General features: G+C 72.1%; 11 protein-coding genes. 6 read left to right on the top strand and 5 right to left on the bottom strand.

Features of this window, described 5'->3' with window-relative positions; all coding sequences use genetic code 11:
• Positions 1-30 precede the first annotated feature (30 nt).
• The gene (locus ACIPY5_RS17845; RefSeq protein ID WP_400973088.1) at positions 31-921 is read right to left on the bottom strand and encodes a PHP domain-containing protein; all 891 of its coding nucleotides are present in this window, start codon (positions 919-921) and stop codon (positions 31-33) included.
• A 164-nt stretch (positions 922-1,085) separates the two neighbouring features.
• Between ACIPY5_RS17845 and ACIPY5_RS17840 the strand changes: the two genes are divergently transcribed.
• Positions 1,086-2,120 carry an endonuclease/exonuclease/phosphatase family protein gene (locus ACIPY5_RS17840; protein ID WP_309342794.1) on the top strand — a complete coding sequence of 345 codons (1,035 nt, stop codon included), beginning with the start codon at positions 1,086-1,088 and terminating at the stop codon, positions 2,118-2,120.
• Positions 2,121-2,209: 89 nt separating this feature from the next.
• Here the strand turns inward: ACIPY5_RS17840 and ACIPY5_RS17835 are convergent, their stop codons facing one another.
• On the bottom strand, positions 2,210-2,605 hold the full coding sequence (locus ACIPY5_RS17835) for a DUF3054 domain-containing protein (protein ID WP_400973084.1): 396 nt from the start codon (positions 2,603-2,605) through the stop codon (positions 2,210-2,212).
• A 186-nt stretch (positions 2,606-2,791) separates the two neighbouring features.
• Between ACIPY5_RS17835 and ACIPY5_RS17830 the strand changes: the two genes are divergently transcribed.
• Together ACIPY5_RS17830 and ACIPY5_RS17825 are read left to right on the top strand one after the other, a co-directional pair.
• Positions 2,792-4,294 (top strand): S8 family peptidase, encoded by a 1,503-nt coding sequence (locus ACIPY5_RS17830; protein ID WP_400973081.1) that lies wholly within the window; start codon positions 2,792-2,794, stop codon positions 4,292-4,294.
• Between the two features lie 110 nt (positions 4,295-4,404).
• Positions 4,405-5,835: an aminopeptidase P family protein gene (locus ACIPY5_RS17825; protein ID WP_400973078.1), complete on the top strand. Its 1,431-nt coding sequence runs from the start codon at positions 4,405-4,407 to the stop codon at positions 5,833-5,835.
• Positions 5,836-5,978: 143 nt separating this feature from the next.
• On the opposite strand, the gene ACIPY5_RS17820 is transcribed toward ACIPY5_RS17825, so the two are convergent.
• The 3 genes from ACIPY5_RS17820 to ACIPY5_RS17810 are packed head-to-tail and all read right to left on the bottom strand — an operon-like array spanning position 5,979 to position 8,676.
• Positions 5,979-7,157, bottom strand: a complete 1,179-nt coding sequence (locus ACIPY5_RS17820; protein ID WP_400973075.1) for a MalY/PatB family protein — start codon at positions 7,155-7,157, stop codon at positions 5,979-5,981.
• A complete protein-coding gene (locus tag ACIPY5_RS17815; protein WP_400973072.1) occupies positions 7,154-7,906 on the bottom strand; it encodes an alpha/beta family hydrolase in 753 nt (250 codons plus the stop codon). The genes ACIPY5_RS17820 and ACIPY5_RS17815 overlap by 4 nt, the downstream gene beginning before the upstream one ends.
• Complete coding sequence (locus ACIPY5_RS17810) at positions 7,903-8,676, bottom strand: general stress protein (protein WP_400973069.1); 774 nt, start codon at positions 8,674-8,676, stop codon at positions 7,903-7,905. Before ACIPY5_RS17810 ends, ACIPY5_RS17815 begins: the two co-directional genes overlap by 4 nt.
• Positions 8,677-8,764: 88 nt before the next feature.
• Between ACIPY5_RS17810 and ACIPY5_RS17805 the strand changes: the two genes are divergently transcribed.
• The 3 genes from ACIPY5_RS17805 to ACIPY5_RS17795 are packed head-to-tail and all read left to right on the top strand — an operon-like array spanning position 8,765 to position 11,699.
• A complete protein-coding gene (locus ACIPY5_RS17805; RefSeq protein WP_309342782.1) occupies positions 8,765-10,051 on the top strand; it encodes a magnesium transporter MgtE N-terminal domain-containing protein in 1,287 nt (428 codons plus the stop codon).
• Positions 10,051-10,575 (top strand): DUF1003 domain-containing protein, encoded by a 525-nt coding sequence (locus ACIPY5_RS17800; protein ID WP_309342802.1) that lies wholly within the window; start codon positions 10,051-10,053, stop codon positions 10,573-10,575. The genes ACIPY5_RS17805 and ACIPY5_RS17800 overlap by 1 nt, the downstream gene beginning before the upstream one ends.
• On the top strand, positions 10,572-11,699 hold the full coding sequence (locus tag ACIPY5_RS17795; protein ID WP_400973065.1) for an Mrp/NBP35 family ATP-binding protein: 1,128 nt from the start codon (positions 10,572-10,574) through the stop codon (positions 11,697-11,699). Before ACIPY5_RS17800 ends, ACIPY5_RS17795 begins: the two co-directional genes overlap by 4 nt.
• Positions 11,700-11,720: the final 21 nt, after the last annotated feature.

Here is an 11,720-nt window from a genome sequence, read left to right as displayed (position 1 = left end):
CGGATAGCTACCGTTGCCGGGCGCGGACAGCTACCGGGAGCGGACCGGGTAGACCGGGGACGAGCCGAAGCCGCTGTCGATGATGCGCTGCAGCATCGCCGGATCCGTGGTGTTCTCGCCAGGGACGTTCGGCTTGCCGGCACCGTGGTAGTCGCTGGATCCGGTCACGATGAGGTCGTTCTCGGCGGCGATGCCGCGCAGCCAGGCGCGACCCTCGGCCGTGTTCTCACGATGCTCGATCTCGAGCCCGGCCAGGCCGGCGTCGATCAGGCGCCGCAGCGTCGCATCGGTCATGCGCTCGCGCCCCGCGGGGTGGGCGATCACCGGCACTCCCCCCGCCCCGACGACGAGTTCGATCGCGGTGAGCGGATCCGGCGCGTAGTGCGCCTCGTAATATCCCTGACGCGGGTGCAGGATCCCGTCGAACGCCTCTCCGCGGTCGCGCACGATCCCGCGTGCGACGAGCGCGTCCGCGATGTGCGGCCGCCCCACCGTCGCCCCCGGATCCGTCTGTTCCAGCACGTCCTCCCAGCGCAGCGGATAGTCGCGCGCGATGCCGCGCACGATGCGCTCGGCCCTGCCGATGCGGTCCTCGCGGATCCGGGCGGTCTCGGCGGCCAGATCCGGATCCTCCGGGTCGAACAGGTAGGCCAGCACGTGCACGCTCCGCCAGCCGTCCTTGGCGGACAGCTCCATGCCGGGGATGAACGTCATGCCGTGCGCGGTCGCGGCCGCCGCCGCATCGACCCATCCGACCGTCGTGTCGTGGTCGGTGAGTGCGATCGTGCGCAGCCCCTCCTGCGCGGCGCGGTCGACGAGCGTCCCCGGATCCTCCGTGCCGTCGGAGCGGTTCGAGTGCAGATGCAGATCGATCGGCCCGTCGAAGAGGGCGGGGCGAGACGTCGGATCGGCATCGGTCATCCTCCGAGCGTAGCGATCCCCGCGCCCGTGGACCGCCCCGCCCCGCCCCGCGCCGCGCCACGCCGGGCCGCCGCAGAGAGCCTCCGCACCGCCGGGCGCCCCTCTGCGGATCCAGGGCCGCACACCAGAACCCTCACAGATCCGCTCGCCTAGGCTCGGAGGCGATGTTTCGACTGATCGGGATCCTCCTCACCGTCCTCTTCGCGATCGCCACGGCGGTCGTGACCTGGCCGCAGTTCTTCCACCTCGAGCAGACGTTCCCGATCACGCAGATCGTGGCCTCGCGCGCGGTGCTCGTGCTCGTGTTCGGCGCGATCCTGGTGCTGGCGCTGCTGCTCCTCATCGCCCGTCCGCTGCGCGGCTTCGCGGCGTCGATCGCGCTCGTGGCGCTGCTCGGCGGCGGCGCCTCGGCGGCCATCCTGGCCCTGCGCGGCGTCGACACCGCCGACGCGCTGCCGGAGAAGACCGCGACGAGCGTGCGCGTGCTCGCCTGGAACACCGCGGGAGAGGCAGTGTCGGCGAGCGAGATCGCGAACACGATCGTCGCCCAGAAGGCCGACATCGTGGCACTGCCGGAGACCACCGAGGCCGTGGGCGAGGAGATCGCGCTCACGCTGCGCGAGGCAGGGCACCCGATGTGGGTGCATCACGTGCAATACCGCCCCGAGGTCACCCAGGGACCGGACTCGTGGCAGACCACGGTGCTCATCTCGCCCGCGCTCGGCGACTACTCGGTGATCCCGTCCTCCGCCGACGGGACCAGCAACACGTCCTCGGTGCCGAGCGCCGTCGTGATGCCGGTCGACGGCCACGGGCCGACGGTCGTCGCGGTGCACACGGTCGCCCCGCGCCAGGACGAGATGGCGGACTGGACGCGGGATCTGCGCTGGGTCGCCGACCAATGCCCCGCCGGGAAGAACGTCATCCTCGCCGGCGACTTCAACGCCACCCTCGACCACATGGGCGGGCTCGGCACGGCCGGCGGGGACCTCGGCGCCTGCCGCGACGCGGCATCACGCTCCGGCTCCGGCGGCGTCGGCACCTGGCCGACGTCGGTGCCGGTGCTCCTCGGCGCCCCGATCGACCACGTCATGGCCACGGATCACTGGCGCGCGACCGGATCCGCGGTCCTCCCCGCCGGCTCCGGCGGCAGCGACCACCGCGCCCTCATCACCCAGCTCGAGCGCGTGACGCCGTAGCGCCCGCACGGAGCACGCGCGGATCCGGGCCGCTCAGCGGCACGCGCAGAACCGGGCCGCTCAGCGGCGAGCGCGGATCCGGGCCCCGGTCAGCGCCGAGCGCGCGCCCGGACCACGAGTGCCGCGATCCCGCGCCAGCCCAGGAGGAACACGAACAGCGTCACGGTGGCGACGATGATGAACGCCACCGCGGTCGTGCCGCCGCTGACGACCCGCAGGATCATCCCGAGCACCACCGTGATGACGACGAGCGGCGCTCCGGTGCGCAGCGGCGCGGCGGGCGCCTTCCAGGCCCGCAGCACGAGCCAGCCGACCGCGAGCCCCGTGAGGAACGGCCAGGCCGTCTCCAGCACGCCCAGCGCGTCGACGCTGTGCTCGTGGCTCGCACGTCCGATCGCGGCGAACACGATCACGAGCACGGCGTCGATCCCCACCGCCCATGGCCAGGACAGGGCGGATCGGCGGGCGGAGGCGGCTTCGGTCATGCCTCCACGCTAGCCCGGCGGGCTATGCGCCGAGGCGCGGGAGGATCCGGATCCGCACCGCTTCTACCCTGATACCCGGCTATCAGCAAGCATTGAAATGGCTGGGAGAGGCGGCTAGAAACGATGCAGGGCCATCCGCCCGCGCCGACCTGGTCGGCACCCACCCCCACGAGAGGACCCTCACCGATGAGGATGCCAAACCCCCACCGCTCGTTCCGCACCATCGCCTGCACCGTCGCGGCGCTGGGACTGGTCCTGGCGGGCTCCGTCAGCGCCACCGCGGCGACGAACGAGCCGTCGACGCCCGTGCCGATCACCCCGCCGGACGGCACCGTCATGAGCTACGTCGTCAACATCGGCCAGGCGAACCCCGGCCAGACCCGCAAGGCCGAGAAGGCCATCGCCGAGGCCGGTGGCGTCGTCGTGCAGAGCTGGCCCGAGATCGGCGTCGTGATCGCGCAGTCCGACCGCGCCGCGTTCCGCGACACCGTGAAGGTCAAGGGCAAGAACGTCGTCGCGTCGGTCGGTGCGACCCGCACCGTCGAGGTCAAGGACAAGGTCACCGGCCCGCAGGCGCCGTGGGGTCCCGGCTCCTCGGGCTGGAAGCAGGGCAAGAACAAGCCCGTCAACGGCGACGAGCCCACCGAGCCGGTGCCCGCGACCGGTTCGGACTCCCTCGAGGGACAGCAGTGGGACATGACGATGATCCAGGCGGATCAGGCGCATCAGGTCACCGATGGCAGCCGCAACGTCCTCGTGGGCGTGCTGGACTCGGGCATCGACCCGACGCATCCCGACCTGCAGGCCAACATCGACGTCGCGGACTCCGTCAACTGCACCACCGGCGGACGCCCCGACCAGACCGCGGGCGGCTGGTACCCGACCACCTCCGACCACGGCACGCACGTCGCCGGCACGATCGCGGCGGCGCGCAACGGCGTGGGCATCGTCGGCGTCGCGCCGAACGTGCGCCTGGCGTCGGTCAAGGTCGTCAACGACGACGGGTTCATCTACCCCGAGTACGCGGTCTGCGGCTTCATGTGGGCCGCGCAGCGCGGGATGGACGTGACCAACAACAGCTACTACGTCGACCCGTTCGAGTTCTGGTGCGACGACCAGCCCGACCAGGCGGCGGTCCGCGAGGCCGTGGCCCGCGCGGTGAACTGGTCCAACTCCCGGGGCGTCGTGAGCGCCGCCGCGGCCGGCAACTCCGGTCTCGACCTGACGGTGAACACGCGGGACGAGGGCAGCCCGGACGACGCCGCCCAGCCGACCCCGCGCACGATCAACCAGGGCTGCAAGGACATCCCCGCGCAGATCCCCGGCGTCGTGACCGTCTCCTCGCTCACCCAGACCGGCCAGCTGTCGTACTTCTCCAACCGCGGTCTCGGCGAGATCGACGTGGCGGCGCCCGGATCCCGGATCCTCTCCACGATCCCGGGTGGCAAGTACGGGCTCAAGAGCGGCACCTCGATGGCGTCCCCGCACGTCGCCGGCGTGCTCGCGCTGATGAAGTCCGCGCACCCCGAGCTGACCCCTGCGCAGATGGTGCAGAAGCTCGAGGACGATGCGACGCCGACCGCGTGCTCGGCTCCGCAGTACGACGAGGGCGCCGCGTGCGTGGGCACCCCCGAGCTGAACAGCTACTACGGCCACGGCATCGTGAACGCGCTCAAGGCCGTGCAGTGATCTGACCCGGTTCGGCAGGAGGGGCCCGGATCGCCGACACCGGCGGTCCGGGCCCCTCCGTCGCCTCCCGCCGGGATCCTTCTCCCACCCGCCGGTGAGAGGATGGATCCATGACCTCCGAGCACGACACGATCGAGCAGCAGGGCGATGCCGCCGCCGCGACCACCTCGACGAACACCAACCGCCGCCAGCCCTTCCCCCAGGGCTTCCTCGACACCATCTCCACGGGCTGGGCCGAGCGCCCCGAGTCCCTGCCCGCCCCGCGCGCGCAGGCGCCGTACGCCGAGGCCCGGCGGGCGGCGGTCTCCGCTGCCTTCCCCGGAAAGCGCCTCGTGATCCCCGCCGGATCCCTCAAGCAGCGCAGCAACGACACCGACTACCCGTTCCGCGCACACTCGGCGTTCGCGCACCTCACCGGGTGGGCCGCCGACTCCGAGCCCGACTCCCTGCTCGTCTTCGAGCCCACCGCGGACGGCCACGACGTGACCCTGTACTTCCGCGAGCGCGCCGACCGCACCACGAGCGAGTTCTACTCCGACGCCACGATCGGCGAGTTCTGGATCGGTCCGCGTCCCGCGCTCGCGGGCGTCGCCGCCGACCTGGGCGTGGCCACCGCGCACCTGGACGACTTCGCCGCGGGCGAGCACGACCTCGTGGTCGACGAGGACGGCGAGCTCACCCAGTTCGTGTCCGAGCTGCGCCTCGTCAAGGACGCCTACGAGGTGGCCGAGATGCGCCGCGCCGTCGAGATCACCGCGAACGGCTTCGACGACATCATCCGCGACCTCCCCCGCGCGATCGCGCACCCGCGCGGCGAGCGCATCGTCGAGGGCGTCTTCCACCAGCGCGCCCGCAGCGACGGCAGCTGGGAGGGCTACGACACGATCGCCGCATCCGGTCCGCACGCCTGCTACCTGCACTGGACCCGCAACGACGGCGCCGTACTGCCGGGCGACCTGATCCTCGTCGACGCCGGAGCCGAGGCGGACAGCCTCTACACCGCCGACATCACCCGCACCCTGCCGGTGAACGGCACGTTCAGCGACGTGCAGCGCCGCATCTACGACACCGTGGTCGAGGCCGCGGACGCCGCCTTCGCCGCCGCGAAGGTGGGCGTGCTGTTCCGCGAGGTGCACGCCGCCGCAATGGACGTGATCGCGCGCCGTACCGCCGAGTGGGGCCTGCTGCCCGTCACCGCGGAGGAGGCGCTCGACGCCGACAAGGGCGGTCAGCATCGGCGGTACATGGTGCACGGCACGAGCCACCACCTCGGCATCGACGTGCACGACTGCGCCCAGGCCCGTCGCGAGATGTACTACGACGGCCGGATCGAGCCCGGCATGGTGTTCACGATCGAGCCGGGCCTGTACTTCCAGATCGACGACCTGACGGTGCCCGAGGAGTACCGCGGCATCGGCGTGCGCATCGAGGACGACATCCTCATCACCGCCGACGGTCCCGTGAACCTCTCCTCCGCGATCCCCCGCACCTCCGCCGAGGTCGAGGCCTGGATCGCGCGCGTGCAGGGATCCGCGTCCTGACCGAGCCGCGCTGACGCCGGCCCATCTCCGTCGAGGCCCCCTCTGAGTGTCGAAGCCCCCTCGCAGTTTCGTAACTGCGAGGGGGCTTCGGTGCTGCGAGGGGGCGTCGGCGAAAGTGGGAGTGCGCGCTCAGCGGGCGGCGCTCAGCGGGCGGCGTGCTCGCGGAGCGCGGCGGCCATCTGGCGCACGGCCTGCTCGATCACGGGACGGGGCGTCGCGAGGATGAACCGCAGGTAGCCCTCCCCCGCGACGCCGCAGGCGACGCCGTCCGTCATCGCGACCCCCGCGTGCTCGCGGAAGAACGCGGCGGGCGAGCCGTCGATGCCGAGCCCTCGCGCGTCCAGCCATGCGATGTAGGTGCCCTCCGGAGCGCGGTAGCCCATGCCCGGGATGTGCTCCGCGAGGAGCTCCCCCAGGATCCGGCGATTGCCGTCGAGGTAGTCGAGCGTGCCGTCCAGCCACTCCCGGCTGTCGTCGAAGGCCGCCGTGGTCGCGATGACGCCGAGGTTCGCGGTGCCGTGCTCGGCCCAGGCGACCTCCGGCCGCGCCCAGGTCTCGGCATCGGCGTCGTTCGTCAAGATCACCTGCGCCGCCTTCAGGCCCGGCAGGTTGAACGCCTTCGAGGCGCTCGCGGCGGTGATCGTGTGTCCTGCGGTCACCGCGCTGATGCTCGCATAGGGCACGTGACGGTGCGGGGCGAAGACGAGTGGCGCGTGGATCTCGTCCGAGAACACGCGGGCGCCGTGCCGTGCGACGACCTCGGCGACCGCCTCGAGCTCCGCCCGCTCGAACACGCGCCCCAGCGGGTTGTACGGGTTGCACAGGATCAGCAGGCCGCCGCCGTCCGCGAACGCCCGGTCGATGCCGTCCAGGTCGTAGACGTGGCGCCCGTCCTCGACGAGCATCGGCACCTCGATGATCTCGCGATCGTGCATCGCCGGGATCGTCAGGAACGGCATGTAGGCGGGCGTCGGCAGCACGATCTTCGATCCGGGTGCGGTGAAGAAGTCGATCGTCGCGCGCAGCGCGGTGAGCACGTCGGGCACGGGGCGGATCCGCTCCGCCGGCACCTCCCAGCCGTAGCGGTCCTGCTGCCACCGCGCGGTCGCCTCGGTCATGCGCGTCCGCACCGCTGCCGGCAGATATCCGGTCAGACCGTCGTCGATCGCGTTCTTCATGGCGGCGGCGATCGCCGGGGCGGGCGGGAAGTCCATCTCGGCGACGAACGCGCCGATCGCCTCGGGGAACACCGACCACTTCAGACTGCCGATCTCGCGCAGCCTGTCGATCCCGATCGCGTCCAGCTCCTCCGCCGTGCTCATGCTTCTCCCTCTGCGTCCTTCCCCGGTGCGCCCGGTGCGGACGCATCGATCACGAATCCCGATCGGGCGAACTCCGCGACGAGCGGAGCGAGATCCGCCCCGATCGCGTCGGCCGGGCGCTTGCGGCCCTTCACCTCGAACGAGTGCCCGCCGCCGTCGATCCAGACGATCGCCGCGTCCTGACAGGATGCGACGGCGTCCTCGAGCTGCGACACCGGCTGCACGAACGGATCGTTCGTGCCCTCCACGAAGAGCTGAGGCTGCGTCACGGCCGGCAGGTGCTCGATCCGGGGCTTCTCCGGCTTGCCGGGCTGATGCAGGGGGTAGCCCAGGTAGACGAGCGCGTCGGCGTCGAGGCCGGCCTCCTCGGCCGCGGCCATCGACGCCATCCGTCCGCCATAGGACTTGCCGCACGCGACGACGGATCCGGATCCGCGCTCCCGCGCCGCCGCGATCACGGCGCGCCAGGCGAGGATCGCGTGCGCGGCGGGGCCCGGCATGCGCCGCCCCGCCTCGAGGTACGGGAAGGTGAAACGCAGCGTGTGCAGACCCGCGGCCTGCAGCGCGGCGGAGAAGCCGAGGAGGAACGGATGGTCCATGCCGGCGCCCGCGCCGTGCGCGATCGCCACGACCGGAGCAGCGTCCCCGCCGCTGTCGTCGCTCGCGCGGCCGAACGCCGCCGAGACCTCGACCGTCCCGGCCGGGAGCGGAACCGGGATGCGGAAGCGCTCCTCGGGGAGCGCGGTCATCGCGCGGCGCCGTCGCCCGCCGGGTTCTCCCCCTCGGCCGGGTTCGCTCCCTCTGCAGGCTCGCCCGCTGCGGGCTCCCCCGAGGCGGGCGCGCCTTCGACCGACGCGCCTTCGACCGGCGGGGCGGAGGCGACCGGCGGGGCCGGCGGCATCGGCGGACGCTGCGGCGCGATGCGCTCTCCGTAGCGCGGCGGCTCCTCGATCCGCTCGCCGTACTGCGGGGGTGCGGCCGCGGGGCCGGCCGCGGAACCGACGGCAGGGCCGGTGGCAGCGCCGGCGGCGGGACCGGGCTGCGGGATGGGCGTCACGGCGCGGCCGAGCACCTGACGCGCCTTGCCGACGGAGTCCGGCAGCACCGTGACCTCGTAGTGATCCGCCTTGAGCTGCATGACGCTCGCGTAGTCGCGACGACGGCGCACGATCGAGTACGTGATGAGGCTCAGGATCATGCCGATCGCGACGCCGACGAAGAGGATCCCGATGAAGGCCTGCATCGGCACGGAGGGGTTGCCCAGCACGAAGATCGCCGAGAGGAAGAGTCCGATGAGCACGCCGTTGACCGCGCCGGAGCGCGCGGCGTTGGCGTAGCCGAGGCGGCCGGTGACCCGCTCGACGGTCTGCACCCCGACCCCGACGATCGCGATCGCCCTGGCCGGGATCTCCCCCGCGATCAGCTGCGAGACGAGCTTCTGCGCGGCCTCGTACTCGGTCACAGTGGCGACCGTCTCGCCGATCTCGCCCGCGGGTCCTGACGTGTTGAGCATGCTCATCGGTCCATTGTTCCACGCGGCCGCGTCATGGCCGCCGGATGCCGTCACCCGCCCCGGATCCCAGGGTTTCGGACAGTACGCTGGAACCATGAGCACACAGCGGGTTTTCGTCGCGCGCCTGGCCGGGTGCGCCGTGTTCGACCCCGCCGGCGACCGGATCGGGAAAGTCCGAGATGTCGTCGTCGTGTACCGAAGTAGCGCGGCCCCGCGTGTGATCGGCCTGGTGTGCGAGATCCCCGGCCGCCGGCAGGTGTTCCTCTCGATCGGACGGGTCGGATCGATCAGCACCGGACAGGTCATCACGTCCGGTCTGATGAACGTGCGCCGGTTCAAGCCGCGCAATGGCGAGGTCCGCATCATGGCCGAACTCGTCGGCCGCCGGGTCGACTTCTCCGACGCCTCCGGCACCGCGGTGATCGAGGACGTCGCGATCGAGCCGAACCGGCTCGGCGAATGGTCCGTGAGCCAGCTCTTCCTGCGCAAGCCCAAGACCAGCGCCTCTCCGTTCGCGAAGGGGCCCACCACGTTCGCGACCTGGAACCAGGTGCACGAGCACAACCGTCCCGGCGAGGCGCAGTCGGCGGAGCAGCTCGTCGCCACCTATTCCGAGATGCACCCCGCCGACCTCGCGAACACCCTGCTGGACCTGCCGCAGCAGCGCCGGATCGAGGTCGCGGAGGAGCTGCCGGACGAGCGGCTCGCCGACGCCCTCGAGGAGATGCCCGAGGACGACCAGATGGACATCCTGGATCGCCTCGGCGATGAGCGCGCCGCGGACATCCTGGACCAGATGGAACCGGACGACGCGGCGGATCTGCTCGCGCAGCTTCCGCAAGGCCGTCTGGAGCACCTCCTCGAGCTCATGGAGCCCGAGGAGGCCGAGGACGTGCGCATGCTGCTCCGCTACAGCCCCGACACGGCGGGCGGTCTGATGACCCCGGAGCCGATCATCCTCTCCGCCGACGCCACGGTCGCCGAGGCGCTGGCCCTGATCCGCCGGCACGAGCTGCACCCCGCCCTGGCCGCCGCCGTGTTCATCACGCTGCCGCCGTTCGAGACCCCCACCGGGCGCCTGCTGGGCGTCGTGCACTTCCAGCGCATGCTGCGCTACCCCCCGCACGAACGGCTGGGCGCGATCGTCGACGACACCCTGGAACCCGTGCCCGCGACCGCGTCCGCGGCCGAGGTGGCGCGCATGCTCGCCAGCTACGACCTCGTCTCGCTCCCCGTCGTGGACCAGGCACACCGCCTGGTCGGCGCGATCAGCGTCGACGACGTGCTGGACTACCTGCTCCCCGACGACTGGCGCTCGCACGACGCCGATGACCACAGCGGATCCGCGCGGTCCGTCCCGACGCCGGGAGCGGCGGGATGATGGCGAAGTCGGACCGTCGCGGACTGGACCTTCCCCGCGGCCGCTCCGGCATGCTGGGTCGCGGCTCCTCCTCGACGCCGTCGAGCGACACCTTCGGGCGGTTCTCCGAGGCGTTCGCCCGCGCCATGGGCACCTCCGGCTTCCTCATCGGGATGTCGGTGTTCGTCGCGGTCTGGCTGTGGTGGAACATCGCGATGCCGAAGGAGTGGCAGTTCGACCCTGCCGCGACGAACTTCACCCTGCTCACGCTGATCCTCTCGCTGCAGGCCTCGTACGCCGCCCCCCTGATCCTGCTCGCGCAGAACCGGCAGGACGACCGTGACCGCGTGCAGATCGAGCAGGACCGTCAGCGCGCCGAACGCAATCTCGCCGACACCGAGTACCTGGCCCGGGAGATCGTCGCGCTGCGCATGGCCCTCGAGGAGCGCTCCGCCCAGGGCGTCACCCGCGAGGTGCTGCGCGCCGAGCTCAGGGCGATGCTCGCCGAGCTGCGCGATGAGGATCCGGCGGAGCAGGCTCCGTGACCGTCGACCTCGCCGACGCGGTCCGCCGGGCCGTCGGCGCCGTCACCGACCCCGAGCTGCGTCGTCCGCTCGCCGACCTCGACATGCTCCGCGACATCACGGTGGACGGCGCGGTCGCGCATGTCGGGATCGCCCTGACCATCGTGGGCTGCCCCGCGGCCGCGCGGATCGAGTCCGACGTGCACGCGGCCGCCGCCGCGGTGGCCGGGATCGAGTCCGTCGAGGTCGCCGTGGGCGTGATGACGCCCGAGGAGCGTCGCGCGCTCACCGAGCGCCTGCGTGACGGCAGGGCCCCCAGGCAGATGCCGTTCGGTCCGGATTCGCTCACCCGGGTGATCGCCGTCACGAGCGGCAAGGGCGGGGTCGGCAAGTCCTCGCTCACCGCCAACCTCGCGGTCGCACTGGCAGCCCGCGGCCGCCGCGTCGGGTTGATCGACGCCGACGTCCACGGCTTCTCGATCCCCGGCCTGCTCGGAATCGCGCCCGGCACCCAGCCCACCCGGATCGACGACCTCATGCTGCCCCCGGTCGCGCACGATGTGAAGGCGATCTCGATCGGGATGTTCCTTCGCGAGGGCGAGTCCGTCGTCGCCTGGCGCGGGCCCATGCTGCATCGCACCGTGCAGCAGTTCCTCACCGACGTGTTCTTCGGCGACCTGGATGTGCTGCTCATCGACATGCCGCCCGGCACCGGCGACATCGCGATCACGCTCGGCCAGCTCCTGCCGCACGCCGAGGTGCTCGTCGTGACCACGCCGCAGGAGGCCGCCTCCGAGGTGGCGATCCGCAGCGGGCTCGTGGCCCGGCAGACCGGACAGCGCGTGATCGGGGTCGTCGAGAACATGGCCGCACTGACGCTGCCCGACGGGACCGTGCTGGATCTGTTCGGCTCGGGTGGCGGGCAGGCCGTGGCGGATGCGCTCTCGCAGGACGCCGATCCCGTCCCGCTGCTCGCCTCCGTGCCGCTGAGTCCTGCGCTGCGCACCGGTGGCGATGCCGGTCTGCCGGTCGTGCTCGGGGACCCGCAGGATCCTGCGGCGCGCGCGATCCTCGCGGTCGCGGACGCCGTCGATCAGGCGGGCCGCGGCCTCGCCGGGCGGCGCCTGACGATCAGCCCGCGCTGAGGGTCGCGGGCGGCTTCGCCG

It is taken from the genome of Microbacterium sp. NPDC089698, assembly GCF_044749045.1.
Taxonomy (GTDB): domain Bacteria; phylum Actinomycetota; class Actinomycetes; order Actinomycetales; family Microbacteriaceae; genus Microbacterium.
Note: the sequence above shows the minus strand (reverse complement) of the source record. Positions and strands in the feature narration are given on the sequence as shown.

Bases quoted from the DNA above. Each gene is read 5' to 3' on its own strand.
- ACIPY5_RS17845 (WP_400973088.1), bottom strand. From the start codon at position 921: ATGACCGATGCCGATCCGACGTCTCGCCCCGCCCTCTTCGACGGGCCG.
- ACIPY5_RS17840 (WP_309342794.1), top strand. From the start codon at position 1,086: ATGTTTCGACTGATCGGGATCCTCCTCACCGTCCTCTTCGCGATCGCC.
- ACIPY5_RS17835 (WP_400973084.1), bottom strand. From the start codon at position 2,605: ATGACCGAAGCCGCCTCCGCCCGCCGATCCGCCCTGTCCTGGCCATGG.
- ACIPY5_RS17830 (WP_400973081.1), top strand. From the start codon at position 2,792: ATGAGGATGCCAAACCCCCACCGCTCGTTCCGCACCATCGCCTGCACC.
- ACIPY5_RS17825 (WP_400973078.1), top strand. From the start codon at position 4,405: ATGACCTCCGAGCACGACACGATCGAGCAGCAGGGCGATGCCGCCGCC.
- ACIPY5_RS17820 (WP_400973075.1), bottom strand. From the start codon at position 7,157: ATGAGCACGGCGGAGGAGCTGGACGCGATCGGGATCGACAGGCTGCGC.
- ACIPY5_RS17815 (WP_400973072.1), bottom strand. From the start codon at position 7,906: ATGACCGCGCTCCCCGAGGAGCGCTTCCGCATCCCGGTTCCGCTCCCG.
- ACIPY5_RS17810 (WP_400973069.1), bottom strand. From the start codon at position 8,676: ATGAGCATGCTCAACACGTCAGGACCCGCGGGCGAGATCGGCGAGACG.
- ACIPY5_RS17805 (WP_309342782.1), top strand. From the start codon at position 8,765: ATGAGCACACAGCGGGTTTTCGTCGCGCGCCTGGCCGGGTGCGCCGTG.
- ACIPY5_RS17800 (WP_309342802.1), top strand. From the start codon at position 10,051: ATGGCGAAGTCGGACCGTCGCGGACTGGACCTTCCCCGCGGCCGCTCC.